General features: G+C 64.8%; 17 protein-coding genes. 4 read left to right on the top strand and 13 right to left on the bottom strand.

Annotated features, from left to right (window positions below; translation table 11 throughout):
- Positions 1-15 precede the first annotated feature (15 nt).
- Positions 16-2,133 (bottom strand): TonB-dependent receptor, encoded by a 2,118-nt coding sequence (locus tag SR3_RS07165; RefSeq protein ID WP_068082936.1) that lies wholly within the window; start codon positions 2,131-2,133, stop codon positions 16-18.
- Between the two features lie 202 nt (positions 2,134-2,335).
- Here SR3_RS07165 and SR3_RS07160 point away from each other — a divergent pair, with 202 nt between their 5' ends.
- Complete coding sequence (locus SR3_RS07160; protein ID WP_157098688.1) at positions 2,336-2,617, top strand: hypothetical protein; 282 nt, start codon at positions 2,336-2,338, stop codon at positions 2,615-2,617.
- A gap of 40 nt (positions 2,618-2,657) precedes the next feature.
- Here SR3_RS07160 and SR3_RS07155 read toward each other — a convergent pair whose 3' ends face one another.
- From SR3_RS07155 to SR3_RS07130, 6 genes are all read right to left on the bottom strand, one after another.
- Positions 2,658-3,170: a Dps family protein gene (locus SR3_RS07155; protein ID WP_068082928.1), complete on the bottom strand. Its 513-nt coding sequence runs from the start codon at positions 3,168-3,170 to the stop codon at positions 2,658-2,660.
- A 75-nt stretch (positions 3,171-3,245) separates the two neighbouring features.
- The gene (locus tag SR3_RS07150) at positions 3,246-3,629 is read right to left on the bottom strand and encodes an OsmC family protein (RefSeq protein WP_068082926.1); all 384 of its coding nucleotides are present in this window, start codon (positions 3,627-3,629) and stop codon (positions 3,246-3,248) included.
- 57 nt (positions 3,630-3,686) lie between these two features.
- On the bottom strand, positions 3,687-4,385 hold the full coding sequence (locus SR3_RS07145) for a pirin family protein (protein WP_068082923.1): 699 nt from the start codon (positions 4,383-4,385) through the stop codon (positions 3,687-3,689).
- A 217-nt stretch (positions 4,386-4,602) separates the two neighbouring features.
- Entirely contained in the window at positions 4,603-5,301 is a 699-nt protein-coding gene (locus tag SR3_RS07140; RefSeq protein ID WP_068082921.1) for a YoaK family protein, read from the bottom strand.
- A gap of 13 nt (positions 5,302-5,314) precedes the next feature.
- Positions 5,315-5,929 (bottom strand): M17 family peptidase N-terminal domain-containing protein, encoded by a 615-nt coding sequence (locus SR3_RS07135; RefSeq protein WP_068082918.1) that lies wholly within the window; start codon positions 5,927-5,929, stop codon positions 5,315-5,317.
- Between the two features lie 21 nt (positions 5,930-5,950).
- A complete protein-coding gene (locus SR3_RS07130; protein ID WP_068082913.1) occupies positions 5,951-6,778 on the bottom strand; it encodes an alpha/beta fold hydrolase in 828 nt (275 codons plus the stop codon).
- 132 nt (positions 6,779-6,910) lie between these two features.
- Between SR3_RS07130 and SR3_RS07125 the strand changes: the two genes are divergently transcribed.
- Positions 6,911-7,840 carry a LysR family transcriptional regulator gene (locus SR3_RS07125; protein WP_068083072.1) on the top strand — a complete coding sequence of 310 codons (930 nt, stop codon included), beginning with the start codon at positions 6,911-6,913 and terminating at the stop codon, positions 7,838-7,840.
- A gap of 15 nt (positions 7,841-7,855) precedes the next feature.
- Here SR3_RS07125 and SR3_RS07120 read toward each other — a convergent pair whose 3' ends face one another.
- The 6 genes from SR3_RS07120 to SR3_RS07095 form a co-directional block, all read right to left on the bottom strand.
- Positions 7,856-9,043, bottom strand: a complete 1,188-nt coding sequence (locus tag SR3_RS07120; protein ID WP_068082909.1) for a histidine-type phosphatase — start codon at positions 9,041-9,043, stop codon at positions 7,856-7,858.
- Positions 9,043-11,295 (bottom strand): TonB-dependent receptor, encoded by a 2,253-nt coding sequence (locus SR3_RS07115; protein WP_068082906.1) that lies wholly within the window; start codon positions 11,293-11,295, stop codon positions 9,043-9,045. Before SR3_RS07115 ends, SR3_RS07120 begins: the two co-directional genes overlap by 1 nt.
- A 33-nt stretch (positions 11,296-11,328) precedes the next feature.
- Entirely contained in the window at positions 11,329-12,783 is a 1,455-nt protein-coding gene (locus tag SR3_RS07110) for a HAMP domain-containing sensor histidine kinase (protein WP_068082903.1), read from the bottom strand.
- Positions 12,774-13,457 (bottom strand): response regulator transcription factor, encoded by a 684-nt coding sequence (locus SR3_RS07105; RefSeq protein ID WP_068082901.1) that lies wholly within the window; start codon positions 13,455-13,457, stop codon positions 12,774-12,776. Before SR3_RS07105 ends, SR3_RS07110 begins: the two co-directional genes overlap by 10 nt.
- A 77-nt stretch (positions 13,458-13,534) precedes the next feature.
- Positions 13,535-15,043: a S53 family peptidase gene (locus SR3_RS07100; protein WP_084455121.1), complete on the bottom strand. Its 1,509-nt coding sequence runs from the start codon at positions 15,041-15,043 to the stop codon at positions 13,535-13,537.
- Between the two features lie 268 nt (positions 15,044-15,311).
- Complete coding sequence (locus tag SR3_RS07095; protein ID WP_245653812.1) at positions 15,312-15,581, bottom strand: hypothetical protein; 270 nt, start codon at positions 15,579-15,581, stop codon at positions 15,312-15,314.
- Positions 15,582-15,656: 75 nt separating this feature from the next.
- Here SR3_RS07095 and SR3_RS07090 point away from each other — a divergent pair, with 75 nt between their 5' ends.
- Positions 15,657-16,052 carry a BlaI/MecI/CopY family transcriptional regulator gene (locus tag SR3_RS07090; RefSeq protein WP_068082898.1) on the top strand — a complete coding sequence of 132 codons (396 nt, stop codon included), beginning with the start codon at positions 15,657-15,659 and terminating at the stop codon, positions 16,050-16,052.
- Positions 16,049-16,902: M56 family metallopeptidase (locus tag SR3_RS07085; protein WP_169805572.1), on the top strand; the 854-nt coding region annotated here is incomplete at its 3' end. The genes SR3_RS07090 and SR3_RS07085, both read left to right, overlap by 4 nt.

Raw genomic sequence — 16,902 nt, 5'->3', positions numbered from 1 at the left:
CGCCCGTCGATAGGTTTAAAAGTCCATCGTGATCGAGCCGCGGACCGTGCGGGCCAGACCGACATAGAGCGTCGATCCGCCGGTGGCCCAATAGCGCTTGTTGGTCACATTGTCGGCGTTGATGCGGAAGGTCATGGCCTTGCGCGCGGCCAGCGGCAGGCGATAGCTGGCGCCAAGGCCCAGCAGCGCATAGGCGGGCAGCACGCCCTGATCCAGCACATCGGTGTAGCGCTTGCCGGTGTAATAGACGCCCGCATTCAGCCCCAGCGCGGGCAACACGGCAGGGTGGTATTCGGCAAAGACCGAGCCCGACCAGCGCGGCGTGCTGTCGATGAACTTGCCATCCTGCGCCGCAATGCCCGTCTGCCGCTGGATCGCGGTGAGATATTGCCCCGAGAGCACCACCGACAGCTCGCGCGTCAGATTGCCCTGCACAGAGGCCTCTAGCCCCTTGTTCACCTGCCGCCCGTTGACCAGATAGGTGTTAGTGGCCAGATCGGTGTAGGTCAGCCCCCGGTTGATGTGGAACCACGCGACAGACAGCAGTGCGCCCTGAAACTCCCAGCGCGTGCCCAGTTCGATCTGGGTGCTCTTGACCGGGGCCAGCACATCGCCCGCATTGACGGTGCCATCGGGCGCCGTGCCCGCGCTTTCCAGACCCTCGATATAGGTGAAATACAGGCTGGTCTTCCTGGTGGGGCGCAGCACAAGGCCGCCCGTCGGCGTCCAGGTGCGGACCGAATAATTCGCGGTGGCCGTGCGCGTGGCATAGTCGACATAGCGCACGCCGCCGATCAGCAGCACCTTCTCGCCGATATGCGCCAGATCCAGCGCATAGAGGCCGGTGTCGATGTTGGTCGATCCGGTGGTGGTCTTCAGCGTGGTGGGCGTCAGGCTGGGCAGGGTGACGGTGATGGGCGCATAGAGGTTCTGCGTGAAAGCGGCATAGCTCTGGGTGTGCTGATCTTCCTGCTGCTGCCGGTTGCGGGCATAGCCGAAGAGGATTTCGTGCCTGATGCCGAAAGTCTCGATCTTGCCCGAGATTTCCGTGCGCCAATAGAGGTTGGAATATTCCTGATCCCCGACGAAAGTTGTGGCGACAGTGCCTGCGCCGGTGGTGAGATTGAACTTGGCGATGTTGGCGATCATGCGCGCGCGCCGGGTGTTGGCATAACCGGCCTCGGCGCGGATCGACCAGTCGTCGGAGAGGGCGTAGTCGGCGCGGCCCAGCGCATTGGTCACCAGCGTGCGATAGGGCGCGTTGGCCGGGGCATAGCGGTTGTGCGGATCGGGAATGGCGGGCAGGGTGATCTTGCCGTTCACCGCCGTGGGCAGAGTGATGCCGCCCGGCTCATCGGTGGCGCGGCGGTAATTTTCGACATCCAGCTTGAGCGAAAGGCGGTCGGTGACCTTGGCGTCGAAAGCGCCGCTGACCACATAGCGCGAACCGTTGACACCATCGATGGGCGTTTCGACATGCGCGCCATAGGCGTTGATCCGCGCCCCGAACTGCTTTTCGGAACCGAACTGGCGGCCAATGTCCACGCCCGCCCCGGCGCTGCCTTCCACATCGCCGTTCACATAAAGGCTGGTGACGGGCTGGGCGCCCGCGCGCTTGGCCACCACATTGACGATGCCCGAGGGCGTGCTGATGCCGTAATAAAGCGCCGAAACGCCCTTCAGCAGCTCGACGCGCTGCTTGTTCTCCAGCGGGATCGGCCCGAGGTTGACGATCTGCAGCGCGCCATTGAGGCGATAATTGGTGCGCGCCTGCATCAGCACGCCGCGCGACAGGAAGTTGTTGGTGGTCGTGGGGCTGGTCGACTGCTGGGTGACGCCGGGCGTGTTGCGCAGCGCATCGTCCAGACCGATGGCGCCCTGATCGTCAAGCAGCGAGCGCGTCATCACCGCGATGCTGGCGGGCGTATCCATGATCGACTGATTGCGAAAGGCCCCGACCTGCACGACCTCGGCGCGGAAAGGCGCTTCATGCTTGCCGGTGACGACGATGGAATCATCAAGACTGCGTTCGACGCGGGCATCGTCGCTGGTGGATTGCGGCTCATTTGCGGAAGTAGGGACGGCGGGTGCGATGGAAACGGCGGCGGCTGCCGCGACGGCAAGAGCAAGCATAATGTGGACCCCCTGTCGGCTTTATGATTGATATCAGCCGACTGATGTTGAGGTCGCATTAGTGTTGATGAAAATCATTTGCAATAGCATCTTGAGGGGCGAGGCGTTGATCGCCACCATGGGGCTGCTCGGCGCTTATGCGGTTGAAAGAATGAACCTCCCGCCGTTCTGGCCTCGGCATAGTGGACTTTCGAGGAAAGCGATGATGGACGTTTCCAATGTGGTGATGGGCAGCCACCTGTCGATCAGCATCACGGGCACGGCGCGTTTGCAGCAGCAACTGGCCGGGCGCGCCGCACAGGCAGGTACGGCGGACAGCGCGGCGCAAACCGTGGCCGAGGCTTTGAAAGCAGCCAACTCGCCCACGTTGCAGGCCATCGAACAGGCGCTGAAGGCTTTTTCGCCGGGCGTCTCGCTGGAGAATGATCAGCCCGGCAGCCGCTTCTACAACGGCTCGGGCGCGTACATCGACCTGATCGTGTGACAGAGCGCCGGTCCGTGGATGGACCGGCGCTCTTGCCTCATCAGCCCTTGCGGCCGGTTTCGAAAAGGAACCAGCGGCGGCCCTCGGCCTCATCCAGCCAGTTTTCGATCAGGCTGGCGGTGACCACATCGCGATGCTCCTCGCACAGCGCATGCAGGGCGCGCAGGCGGGTGGCCAGATCGCCATTGTCGTCGCGCAGTTCGGCCAGCATGTCCTGCGGTTCGACGTAATCGGCGTCATTGTCCAGCACGCGGCTCAGGCGGGCGATATGGCCGATCGAGCGCAGGGTGGTGCCACCCAGCTTGCGGGCGCGCTCGGCGATGGGATCGGTCATGGCGAAGATTTCATCGGCCTGGCGGTCGAGCAGCAAATGATACTCGGTGAAATGCGGGCCCGAGACATGCCAGTGGAAGTTCTTGGTCTTCACATAAAGCGCGAAGACATCGGCCAGTAGCACAGTCAGGGCGGCGGAAAGATCGCGGGTGGCCTCTTCCCCAAGGCCCGAGGGCGTGGCGAGGGGAGCAAGGCGCTTGGCTTGGGCGGTGATCGACATGAGGCTGGTTCCTTGGGTGCGGTGGGGAATTGTGGCGAGGCTTTTCGCCGCATTCCTGGATAAAACAGATGGGTGTCAGGCGAGCGACGTTGCGATGGCGATGCCGGATTTCAGCGTCAGCGTGACCGGGGTGCGCTCCGCCACAAGGGCAAGGCGCGCGGCTTGATCGGCATCAAGGCCAACCGGATGCAGCACGCGGCGGATATGGCGCTGATCGCCCGCACCGCTGAGGCTGAGATCGATATCGAGGCTTTCCAGCGGCCAGCCCTTGTGGTCGGCATACATCCGCAAGGTGATGGCGGTGCAGGCGGCTAGGCTGGAGAGCAGCAGATCGTAAGGCGCAAAACCCGCGCCCTTGCCGCCCAGAATTTCGGGCTCGTCGGCGGTGAGTTTGCGGCCATTCACCTCGATGCGCGTGGCATAGGGCGTCTGGCCGATGGCGGCATGAGCACGGGTCATGGCGGGTCTTTCGGGAAAAGGGGTGGCCGGTGGAGGGAGACCGGCCACAAGAGGGGGTCAGGCGGCGTCGACCAGAACGATCTCGGTGTCCTCCAGCGCGGTGACCTTCAGAACATCGACATCCTTGATGGCGGCGCCGTCACGGGTGTTCACCCGCACATCGTCGATCTGTACAGCGCCCTTGGCGGGCACCAGATAGCCGCGACGGTCCTTGCCCAGCGGATACTCGGCGGTCTCGCCCGCCTTCAGCGTGGCGGCCACGATGCGGGCATCGGTGCGGATCGGCAGGGCATCGTCGTCATTGTCATAGCCGCTGGCCAGCACCACGAACTGTCCGGCGCGCTCGCCCTTGGGGAAGGGGCGGGCGCCCCAGCTCGGCTGGTCGCCGCGCTTGGTGGGCATGATCCAGATCTGGAAGATCTTGGTGGCGATGTCCTCCATATTGTATTCGCTGTGGGTGATGCCGGTGCCCGCGCTCATCACCTGGACATCGCCAGCCTCGGTGCGGCCCTTGTTGCCCAGATTGTCCTGATGGGTGATCGCGCCCTCGCGGACATATGTGATGATTTCCATGTCGCGGTGGGGGTGCGGGGGGAAGCCGGTCTGCGGGGCGATGATGTCATCGTTCCACACGCGCAGATTGCCCCAGCTGGTGCGGGCCGGATCATAGTAATCGGCGAAGGAAAAATGATGCTTGGCGTTGAGCCAGCCATGGTTGGCGCCGCCAAGGCTGTTGAAAGAGCGCAGTTCGATCATGGGTCTTCTCCTGTGAAGGACGGGGACCGGGGGGGGGGCCTGTTGTCCTGATGGAGTGCTTTTAGCCGCGACTCGCCGATCAGATTAGCTGGATAAATGAGTTCAAGATGTTCGATAAAATTGAATGGTTGAGGCTTGCGTGGAACAACGAAAAAGGCCCGTGCCACGCTGTTTGCGGGGCACGGGCCTTTGAGGAAAGGGATTTTTTGAAAGGGATTTAGCCCTGACGAGAGGCCGGGTGCAGCGCGCAGGCCGCCGTCCCGCCAAGGATCAGCACTCCGGCCAGCACCAGAGGCAGCGCCATCCCGCCGTGCGCCAGCAGAAAAGCTCCCAGCGCCGCGCCCGCAAAGATACAAACCACACTCGCCACCCGGCGGCGCCAGTTGGGGTTGGCGCCCCCGGCCATGCTGGAATCGGCGGCGAGGCCGGTCAACGTCAGGGTCAGCACGGTGGTGGTGAGATCGGGCACCTTCAACTGGCGCACCGTGGCATTGCGAAAGCCCATCGCCAGAGCCGTCAGCACCACAATGCTCAGCAGCGCGGCATCGGGCGATTGCGTGGCGACATCGAAGACGCACGAAACGGCAGCGGCAGCCCACAGCAAGGCCGCCTCGATCATGGCGGCGCGCATCAGCCAGCGGTGGAGCGGGCCACCCTCCTGCTGCTTGCCGATATGCCCGGCGACAAAGGCCCCGGCCAGAAAGCCGCCTATCGCCACGATGTAGGACAGCGGATGAAAACCCGGCGTCCCCACGGCGGCAAAGCCGAGGAAGACGATGTTGCCGGTCATGTTGGCGGTGAAGACCTTGCCCAGCCCCAGCACGCTGATCGCATCGACAAGGCCTGTCGTCACCGAAAGCAGCAACAGCAGCAGAGGCAGCGGGGAGGAACGGGGCAGGGTTGAAGCGGCAGGCATGGGTTTGCTCCTGTCAATCCGTGGAGGTGGAGGGTGCCGCCAGTTCGGCGCGGAACTGCGCGGCGGCGGCATCGAAGCGCGCGATGCCCACATCGAAGACCCAGCGGGTCAGCGTCAGGGGCTCGACGAAATTCATGGCCCGCAGATGGGCGGCGGCATCCAGCGCTGTGGTCAGGCCCCGCAGCATGGCCGAGGAGGCTCCAGCGGTTTCGGCGGGCGTCAGCCCACCATCCAGCATGCTGGCGGCCAGAGCGATGCTGCGGACCGGACGGAAAAATGCTGCGCCAACCGCCTGCCTCACCGCGCTTTCCATCACGGCTGGCGACCAGTCTTCCGGCGCGCCCAGACCGATCACCAGCAGCGCTTTGGCGGCCACGCTGGCAGGCGGGGCGGAGAGGAACAGGCTTTCGCCGCGCTCCGCCCTGAACAAGCCATCCTTGCGCATGGCGGTCAAAGTGCCGCCCAGCGCATCATCGAGATGGGCAAGCCCGCCGCCCAGCGTGGCGCCATGGGCCTCATGGGAGAACATGCAGGCGCATGACAGATCGACCGTGGCGGCAGTGCTATCCCATCCGGCGACATCCACCGCAACATTCCGATAGGTTCCAAGGGTTTGAACCTGTGTCATGCGCCTGCTCCTTCTGGCGGCTTACTGCTGGATAAAGGCCAGCAGATCGGCGTTGATCTGATCGGCATGGGTGACGGGCATGCCATGCGGATAGCCGGGATAGGACTTGAGCTGCGCGCCCGGCACGATCTGCGCCGCCAGCTTTCCGGTGGTGGCGAAGGGCACCACCTGATCGTCCTCGCCATGCATCACCAGCGTGGGGACGGTGATGGCCTTCAGATCTTCGGTGAAGTCGGTTTCCGAGAAGGCGGCGATGCCCAGGTAATGCGCCAGCGCGCCGCCGTTCATGCCCTGGCGCCACCAGTTGAGGCGCACCGCTTCCTTGATGTCGGCACCCTCGCGGTTGTAGCCGAAGAAAGGCAGGGTGAAGTCATAGAAGAACTGGCTGCGATTGGTGGCGGTCTGTTCGCGCACCATATCGAAAACCGACATGGGCACGCCCTCGGGGTTGCTCTCGGACTGCACCATGATCGGCGAGACCGCGCTGACCAGCACTGCCTTGGCGACCCGGCCCGGTTTGGCCTGCGCCACATAGCGCGCCACTTCGCCGCCGCCGGTGGAGTGGCCGATATGGATGGCGTTCTTCAGATCCAGCGCATCGGTCAGGGCGGTGACATCGGCGACATAGGTGTTCATGTCATGGCCGGTGGCGGCCTGCGTCGAGCGGCCATGGCCCCGGCGGTCATGGGCGATCACGCGGTAGCCCTTGGCAAGGAAGAACATCATCTGCGCATCCCAGTCGTCGCTGGAGAGCGGCCAGCCATGGTGGAAGACGATGGGCTGGGCATCGCGCGAGCCCCAGTCCTTGTAGAAAATCTCGGTGCCGTCGGTGGTGGTGATGAAGGGCATGTCGGGTCTCCTTGAAAGGGGGTAAAAGCGTTTCAGAACCGCCTCTTGGCGTCTGGTGAAACCTGATTAGCCCTTGCGGTGATTTCGCATAACCCGCATAAAGAAGTTCAAGATGTTCAAGAAAGTTGAATGATGAGTGATCCCGGCACGCCAACCTTCGATCAGCTGCGCATTTTCCTGGCCGTGGTGGATGCGGGCAGCTTCGCCGCCGCCGGGCGCCAGCTGGGCCGCGCCGTCTCGGTGATCAGCTATGGCGTGGTCAATCTGGAGACCCAGCTGGGCGTGATGCTCTTCGAGCGCGAGGGCTCGCGCAAGCCGGTGCTGACCACGGCGGGCCGTGCCCTACTCGCCGAGGCGCGCGCCATCCATCAGGGCATGGACGGGCTGCGCGCCAAAGTGAAAGGCCTGCTCGACGGGCTCGAGGCCGAGGTCGATCTGGCGGTGGATGTGATGTTGCCCGCCGAAAGGCTGGGCCGTGTGCTGCGGGGCTTCCGCGAAATGTACCCCACCGTGCAGTTGCGCCTGCATACAGAGGCGCTGGGCGCAGTGCCTTCCATGGTGCTGGACCGCATCGCAGTGGTGGGGATTTCCGGGCCTCTGGCCGCGGGGGTCAAGGGCATCGAGGCTTTGAGCGCCGGATCGGTGCCGATGGTGCCGGTGGCTGCGCCCGATCATCCCCTCGGCTGCATGGAGCATATCGCGCCGGGTGCGGGCCGCGATTATGTGCAGCTGGTGCTGACCGACCGTTCACGCTTTACCGAGGGGCAGGATTTCTCGGTGATGAGCCCGCGCACCTGGCGTCTGGCCGATCTGGGCGCCAAGCATGCCCTGCTGCGCGAGGGGATCGGCTGGGGCAATATGCCGCAGCATATGATCGAGGGCGATCTGGCGGCGGGCACTTTGGTCAAGCTGCATATGCCCGATCACCCGGGCGGCACCTATCGCTTCGCGGGCGTGTGGCGGCGCGATACGCCGCCCGGCCCGGCGGCCTCCTGGCTGCTCGACCAGTTTGTGAAGCTGGGCGCGCATGACCGCGAGTTGGAGGGGCTGGGGGATATCTAGCCCCTCCGTTTCGGCTCAGCGCGCGGTGACGGCCTTGCCCAGCCCTGCGGCATCGCATTCGTCCTGACAGGGGGCGAAAGGCAGTGTCTGGACGGCCTCCGGCCCGGATGGGGTTAGGTTGCGCATTTCGTCCAGACTTTGGGCTCGGAAGCGCACGGTCAGCCGATAGCGGCCTGCAGCATTACGCCAGCGTTCGAAGATCAGCGCGCCGCCGGGGGGCGGATCGTCGGGGGCGAATTGCTGTGCTTGCCAGTGCAGGCCCAAAGCGCCGCCGATCAGAGACAGATTGCCGTCATGACCGACAAACAGGCTGAAGCCGGGGGCTTGAGGGGCGGAAAGCGCCGTTGCCACCTCGCCCAGCAGCTTGGCGGAACCCGCGCGAGCAATCGCCACGGGGCGCGCGGATACCGCGAATTCCTGAGCGTGCAGGGCCAGCAGGCTGGTGATCTGCGCACGGCTGGCGCGACCCCAGCCGACCTCGCTCATCGGCTTGCCATCGGCATATTCCAGCGCAAGGGTCTCGGAAAAACTGCCGCCCAGACCCAGCGCGCCTGAAAGCTTCACCTTGCCTTCGCCCGCGCTCAGCGTGGTGGGTTTGGCGGCGATGCAGGGGGCGGTCCTGCAGGCGAGAATGCGGTCGATCAACGCCCATTGCGGGGCCAGATCGCGATCCAGCGCCAAAGTCCCACCGCGCGGGAGCACGCTGTTGGCCGCCGCCAAAGTCTGTTCGGGCGAGAGCAGGGTGGCGCTGCTCTCGAAGGGCTGGAACAGCGGATCGCTTTCGCTGACGCCCTTATGCTCTACCTTCACCGAGCAACCGGGCAGCAGCGCCGCGACATAGACTTCAGCCGTGCGCACGGTGCGCTGATCGGTATCCGCCACGGCATGGATCGCGGGGCAGCCCCTGCCCAGCAGCGGCGCGTAGCTGGCGCGGTCGAAAGTGCCCAGCAGGGCAACCGCCTGTTCGCCATGATGGCTGAGCTCGCCCCAGTTTACATCCCATTTGGGCCAAGGCGCGGGCGCCATGCCTTGCGGCAGTGCCATGGCTTTGGTCGGTGGACGCACGCCGTGGCGCATCACCACCACCACGCGGTCAAGCGTCCAGCCCGGCGCGTTTTCGGCGGCAAAAGCCGGGCCGGCGGGCGCCGACAGCGCGATCAGCGCCGCCAGCCCCACCACGGAAGTCTTCGGAAAGCGCCCCATCAGATATGCGCCTCCAGATTGAAGAAGAAACTGCGGCCCGGCTGGCGCCAATAGAGGTTGTAGGCCGCCTGCTGTCCGCTCTGCACCGCCGACTGGGTGCCGGCATAATCGGTCACCTGATGGCTGTTGAACAGATTGCCGACCTTGATCGAGGCGGTCACCTGATGCAGCGGGCCATAGACCTTGTCGAAATGCCAGCCCGCGGCCAGATCGGCGGAGAAGGTGGTGCCGATATGGCTGGTGGGATCATCGATGGTGCCCGCCGCGATGGCGGTGCTGCCGTTGAGATAACCGGCGGCCATGGCGACATTGCCATTGTCATTGCCATAGCGCGGGCCGACCCATTTGCCGATCAGCGAGCCGAAGGGGCCATGCTTGTTTTCATAGATCAGGCCGGTGGCGGCGGTCCATTTGGGGGCTTCCTCCAGCGTGGCGCCGCTGCCCTTGTAATGCGCCGAGTTCAGCGTGGCATTGCCGTAGAAGGACAGGCCATGGGCCAGCACATACTGCCCTTCGAACTCCAGACCCTTGTAGATGGCGCCGCCCGCATTGACATAGCTGCTTTCCGCCGTGCCATTGACGATGGTGGTCTGGGGTGAGAGGAAGTTGCTGAAATCGATGTAGTAACCGTCGGCCGAGAGGCTCCAGTGCTTGCCGTGGATCACGGTGCCGATCTGATAGTTCCACGTCAGCTCGGGCTTCAACTGCGTGGGGTCCTGCACCTGGAAGACGGCGATGGGCGGGGCCAGGAAGCCGCGCGCCACCTGCGCATAGGCTGACCAGTTCTCGGTAAGGCGATAGTTCGCGGCAATCGAGGGCTGCCACGCATCATAGGTGATGCTGGTGACGCCGTTCGGGCCGGTCTTGTTAAGCGTGGCGTTCAGGTCTCGCTTGTAATTGGTGTATTTGATCCCGGGGTTGATGGTCAGGCCCTCGATGGGGTGAAGATCGACCTGAAGATAGGGCTGCCAGGTTGTACCCTTGTCCTCGTAAATATAGGAATAGGCCGTGCCGGTCTTGCCGGTGACGGGGATTGCGCCCTGCGAAATATCGACGGTTTCGGAGAAGCGGTCGTCATGCTGGGAATCGAACCACACGCCCCATTTGATATCGGCCATCTTCGTGTTGACGGCAAAGCGCAGCGTATCGCCCCAGGTGCTGACCACCGCGTCGGTGAACTTGCCCTTGATGTCGCTGGAATAGGTCGCGACCTTGCTGCCGATCTTGGTGGGGCTGTAGAAGGTTACGCCATTGTCGGCGACATTGGTGTCCGACGCATCGCTGGCTTCGGTGTAGTCATGGATGAAGCCGTTGTGATAGACCTGATTGTCGATCTTGACCGGGCCGATCTGGGTTTCGAGGCGAATATATTCAAAGTCGGTCTCGTAACGGCTGGGCTGATAGCCGTAATAGCACATCGCAGCCTTGTTCTGGCACAATCCGTAATTGTTGCCATATTGGGCATATTCGCCCAGTGTGGCGCCTTGGGTGGTGAACTGGTTCTCGCGGTTCCAGCTGCCCAGCGCGGTCAGGCGCGTGGTGGGGCTGACGTCATAGATCGCCTTACCGATGACATTGGTGCGCTTCTCGTTCGAACCCGTCAGATAGCCGTCGGTCTTCTCATGTTGCCCTTCGAGGAACATGCGGAAGCCGCCGATGTTGCCGGTGTCGACGCGCCCGCCGCCCGCAAAGGTGTTCCAGCTGCCCGCCGTGCCATAGGCATCGACATCGAAGTGATCGAGCGGATCCTTTGAGAGGAAGCCCACCGTGCCGCCAAAGGTCGCCTTGCCGATGGTGCTGGCAGAGCCCGGGCCGCGATCGATCTGTGCCTGCTGCAGCGCATGGGCGATGAACAGCGAGGAGGTGGTGTGGTGCAGATCCTGCGAGTCACCAAAAGGGATGCCATCGAAGGTGACGTTGTACTGGCCATCCTGAAAACCACGGATCGCCATGGTTTCGGCCTTGCCGATGCCGGGGCCATTGGGATTCTGGCTCCAGACGCTGGGCTGGAACTTGATGATGTCGTCAATGCTGGCCAGCGGGGCGATGTTGTTGGCGATAAAGCCTTCCTGAATCACCGAGGTGGGTTGCGTGACATTGAGCGGCATCGAGGACGGCGCCAGCGGCAGTGCCGTGGCGATCACGGTGATCGCGCGGGTGTTATCGTCGGTTTCAGACGGCGCGGTTTGCGCCAGAGCAGGCGAGGCGACGGCAAGCAGGGAGGTGGCGGATAACAGGATCGAACAGCGCATGAGGGAACCTTCCAGAAGGGGTTGGAAGGCCGCCTAGGTGAGCGGTATGACAGAACCCCCGGCCAAAGATGACAAGCTTGCAAGGTTGGCGGTTTCCGCCGTTCTCAAGGCTGGCGGGGCGCTCGTTTCGGTCAGAGGCAGGGCCGGAAAGCGCAATTCCACGATCATCCCCGGCGCCCCGTCCAGCAACCTTAGCGACCCGTCATGGAAACGCACGATGGCCTGAGCAATCGCCAGTCCCAGCCCGCTACCGCGTGAGGATGCGGCCACCCTGCCACGCTCGAAAGGGCGCAGAACGCGGGCGCGATCCGCTTCGGGCAGGCCGGGGCCATCGTCGGCCAGCGTGGCGACCGCCTCGTCACCCTCGCGGCGCAAGGCGAGGCGGGCCCTTGTGCCCGGAGTGGTGTGTAGCGCCACATTCTCCAGCAGATTGACGAAGAGCTGTTGCAGCAGGCTGCGGTCTCCCAACAAGGTGGCGGGGACGAAAGGCCCGATGGCCAGCGCGCAGTCGGCCTCCATCAGCACGGGTTCCATGGTGATGCCCACATCCTCCAGCAATTCGGCCAGCGGCAGGGGCTCGCGCGGGGCATCATGGCGCCCGGCCTTGATTTCGGAGAGGCGCAGCATGGCCTCGAAAGTGGCGATGATCGCGGTGCATTCGCGTTCGGCGGCAAGGCGCATGGCGGCGAAATCCTCCGCATCCTCCACCTCGCGCCCCAGCAGGGCGCGCAGGCGGGTGAGCGGCGTGCGCAGATCATGCGCCAGGTGGCTGGCGAAATGACGCTGGCCTTCCACCATCTCCTCCATGCGGGCGATCATGCTGTTGAAACTGTCGGCCTGGGCGGCGAAGATGCCCTCCATCCCCTCGACCGGGATGCGCTTGGACAGATCGCCCGCCGCGATGGCATCGGCGGTGGCGCGGGTGAGCGCAAGGCGCGCGGCGATCATCCGCGCCATCGCCCGGCTGGCGAAAATGCCCATCGCCGCGCCCGACAGCGCCAGACAGGCCACCAGAGCGGGCAGCATATGCTGCACCACCGCCTTCATCTCGTCATGATGCAACACGGTGAGATGCGCGCCATCGGGCAGGCGGATGGTGTAGGCGCGGCCATCCTTGGGCTTGGAATCGCCATCGCGATAGCTCAACGTCACCACCCCGTCGCGCTGCAGCGGCAGGTCCACGCGGCCCACGATGCGGCGGCCCGAGGCATCATACAACAGCGCAATCTTCATCGAGGTGGAGCGCGAAGCCGCCCGTTTGATCACCCGATCCGCCACAGAGGCGGTGTCACGCGGGGCGCCCGGCGGCATCAGCTTGCCCATCTCCTTGAAGAGCGAGCCGTCGAGATCCTGGGAAAATTGCAGGCTGGTCAGCGTCAGCACGATCAGCGCCGTCAGCACCATGCCCAAGGCCACCGCCGCGCCGATCCGCAGCGAAAGCCGCCCGATGCGCGGTTCGCCCTGACGCAGGGCGTCGATCAGACGCATTGGTCGCCCATCAGCATATAGCCCTCGCCGCGCCGGGTGACGATGGGATCGCAGCCCAGTTCCTGCAGGCGGCGGCGCAGGCGTGATATGTTGGTGTCGACAATGTTGGTCACGGGCTGGAAGGCATAGCTCCACACGCCTTCCAGCAGCATGGCGCGGGTGACCAGCCTGTCGGCATGGCGCATCAGGAACAGCAGCAGCGAGAATTCCACGCGGTTGAGATGCGCCTGGCTAGCGCCAAAACGGACCTTGTGATTGGCGGCATCAAGGCTGAGCCGCCCGATGGAAAGCGTGATCGCATCGCCATGCACTTGCGCCCCGCGCCGCGTCAGCGCGGAAAGCCGGGCGTTCAGTTCATGAATGTCATAGGGTTTGGCCAGATAATCGTCGGCCCCGGCGTTGAGCCCCTCCACCTTGTCGCGCGCGCTGCCCAGAGCCGAGAGCATCAGCACCGGCGGCAAAGGCCCGCGCGCGCGCAGATGGTCGAGCAGGCCGGTGCCGGTCAGATCGGGCAGCATCCGGTCGAGGATGATCGCGTCGAAACTGCCTTGCGCGAAGGCGCCGATGGCTCCGGCTCCGGTGGCGCAATGGGTGCAGGCATGGCCCAGCGCATCAAGGCTGCCGGTCAGCTCCTCCGCGATCAGCGGGTCATCCTCGACAAGCAGCAGTTGCACTTAGGGCGGTCCTCGGGCGGGCGATGGATAATCGCCCGCCGATAGCGCCGGGATGTGACAGTTATGTTATGGCGTTTTTATGACAACAATGTCTTGAGTTTAGCTCCATCGGGTGAGCCCAGACCGGTGCAGGCGTCCCACCCCCTGGCAGCCGTAAAACCGATGTCGCCGGATTTGTTGTTGCCGCTGATGATATCGCGTAGCGCCGAAGGATCGCCATAAAGCCGGGCATGGATCTGACCTAAAGGCGCTTTGCGCCCCGCATTGAGCCCGGCCACGATCCCCGCCCACAAAGGCGCCACCGCACTGGTGCCGCCGATGATCCCGGTCTGGCCATCGGTGATGATACGATAACCGCTATCGGGATCGGCATCGCCCGCAACATCGGGCACGCCGCGCCCGCCGCTCTTGGCGCTGGCGGCGGGAACGCCCGCCCTGGCCTGATAATCGGGCAGGGCAAACAGCGTGCTGACGCCGCCTCCGGTGCCGCCGCCATTGCTGTTCCACACGGTTTCGCCCGTGATCGCATCCGCCGAGGCGGTGATCCTCGTGCCACCGCAGCCCAGCACAAAGGGATCGGAGGCAGGGTAATCGACATGCGCCTTGCCGTCGCTCACCCCATCGGTGGCGAGGCCATCGCCCGAGGCGGCGCAAACTGTCACGCCCAGCTGCGCGGCATCCTGGAAGGCCTGTCCCATGGCGGCGATGGCCTGCTGCGTCCAGCCGCTTTCTGCCGAACCCCAGCTGATGGAGAGCACCGAAGGCCCGTTGTCCTGATCGTGCACCGCCTGGGTGATGGCGTCGACAAAACCCTGATCGGTGTTGGGCGCGAAATAGACCGCGAGCTTCGCCCCCGGCGCAACCCCACCCGCCACCTGAATGTCGAGCGCCACCTCGCCATTGGCGCCGCTGCTGTCGGAAGGATCGTTGCCGGCGCCATCCACGCCGACTGCCACGATGGGCGGCACCGCCAACGCCATGGCCTTGAAAGCGGCCTGATTGTCGGCATCGGTATAGCCGCCGCCCAACTCGATGATGCCGATGCACTGGCCCGAGGCATCCACGCCATCGAAGCCATAAAGCTTGGCCACATCGGTGGGCAGAAAGCCCGCAGGCGGGGTTGGGCCCTTGTGAGGCACGATCTTGGGCGTGGCGATGGGGCGCGTGTCGAGCCCCAGCACGGCGGTGATCCGCCCGGCCAGATGGCTGGGCACATGCAACGCGCCATGGCGGCCCCGGCAGGTCTGGCCATGGCCTTCGTAGTGATGGAGTTGCGTCCCAAAGGCCTGCTCCACGGCGGAGGCGGGGCCGGACAGGCGGATCAGGCGGCGTTCGGGGCAGCATTCGGTCACCGTCAGGCCGTGGGATTTCGCAAAGGCCTCGATGGCCGCGATATCCTCGGCATGTTCCGCGCTGCGGGCGGCGTGCAGAGCGGCGCGATCCGTCACCGCCTCCGTCGCCTTGTCGGCAGGCCTTATATAAAGGCTGACGGCGATTTGTTCGTCAGCGGGCACGCGGCCGGTTGCGCGCATATCCCGTGGCGCGTCGCGATGGCTTCCGGCGAGGGGTTGGGTGGGGTCGGCCATAAGGTTTGCCTCCTTGCTCTTGCGGAACACATGGGTCTGGGCATAGCGCCCAACTCCCTTAAGTTTGAAAGGGATAGGCGCGGGATCGGAGCATGCCCCACTCTGCCCTGAACGATGAAAAAACCCAACCGCCTTCAGCGCTACGCGGGGTGAAACGCCTCGGCGGAAAGCCCGGACGAGAGCAAGGCTGCCCTGCGCAGGGGGGCATCATGGGACTCCGACTGTTGGGCCTTATTGTCCCCCAAGCATCCGCTGTAGGACAGCCCGGTCAGTCATAAAGATGCAGAGGCCCGCGCTTCATATCCGGATAGCCATAGGCGTTGGGTTCCTGTGTCCAGTCGCCGCGCGCGAAAATCACCGTGTCCTGCGGGTCGATGGCATGCATAGCATAGCGATCCCAGCCGATATGGATGAAATCCGGAACGCCCCAGACCTTCACCGCGCTCCAATATTCCTCGCCGCGAAAGCCCACGAAATGCAGCGCCGGGCGGATGGGCATCCTGCCATCCGGGGGCTGGCTGTTTTTCACCGGTGTCATGCCGCGCATTTCCCTCTTGCGCATGCGCTACAAATGTAGCACGCTACAAATGTAGCAAGACTCGAGGAGAGGGTCATGAGTCCCAAACTGCCACGACGCGAGCGCGAGGTCTTCGAAATTCTCTGCGCCGCCGCACCCATCACCGCCGCCGCCGTGCGCGCCCGCATGGCCGATGCGCCAGGCTCATCAGCGGTGCGTACCCTGCTCAGCCGCCTTGAGGGTCGCGGGCTGGTCGACCATGTCGAGCAGGACGGCGTCTACCTCTACAGCCCGACGCAGGCCGTGGAGCAGGTGCGCGGCTCGGCGCTCAGCCAGTTTGTGAAGACCTTTTTTGAAGGCTCCGCGATCAGCGCCGCCACCGCCTTGCTGGGCATGTCGCGCGGGGCCGACGAAGAGGAACTGGAGGCGCTGGAAGCGGCGCTGGCGCAGGCCCGGGCCCGCGCCGCCACCGAAGCGGAGAAGCAGTCGTGACCGCCGCGCTGCTGAGCGGTCTGGCTGCGCAATCCACCCTCGTCGCCGCGCTGGGGCTGGGTGGGTTGTGGCTGCTGCGCCGCCGCTCGCCGCTTGATCGCGCGGCCTGGCTCAAGCTGGCGCTGGTTCTACTGCTCGCCATGCCGCTGCTGCCGCGGTTCAGCCTCACCGTGCCTCATGCGCTGGAAGGGCTGATGCCTGCTCCCGCCCCCACGGTGGCTGACATCGCCCCAACCATAACGCAGCCCGATCAGCCCCTGCCGCAAAGCGTGCCACCGGTGATCCGTCCCACGATCCGGCTCTCCACGCTGCTGATGCTTGCCTATGGGCTGGGCGTGGCGGCGCTGCTGGGCCGCCTGCTGCTCGGCGTGGCGCTGCTCAGCAGCTGGACGCGCCGCGCCGCTCCCTTGCAAGATCACCCATGGCGGCAGGCGCTGGCCCTGTCCGGAGCCCCCGCCAGCACGCGGCTGGTGGTCAGCGAGAAGGTCGGCGCGCCGCTCAGTTGGGGCCTGCGCCATCCCACCATCATGATCGACCCGGCCAGCGCCCGACGCCCCGGCGATGCCAGCGCCATTCTCGCCCATGAGGCCGCCCATATCGCCCATGGCGACTGGCTGGCGCTGATGGCGGCGCGGGTGGCGGTGGCGCTTTTCTGGTTCAACCCGCTGGTCTGGGTGCTGACCCGCGCGCTGGTCCAGCATTGCGAGGAAGCCGCCGACGCTCAGGCCCTGACGCGCTGCGCGCCCACAGATTATGCCGAAACGCTGATGACCTGCCTCTCTGGATGCCTTGGCGCCGGGCGGCTTGCGGACCACGCGCGCCTGCTGCCCGCCAATGGCATGGCGGCGGG

This window comes from Novosphingobium rosa NBRC 15208 (assembly GCF_001598555.1).
In the GTDB taxonomy this organism is placed as follows: Bacteria; Pseudomonadota; Alphaproteobacteria; order Sphingomonadales; family Sphingomonadaceae; genus Novosphingobium; species Novosphingobium rosa.
The sequence above is the reverse complement of the archived record's forward strand: the minus strand, read 5'-3'. Positions and strand labels throughout refer to the sequence as shown.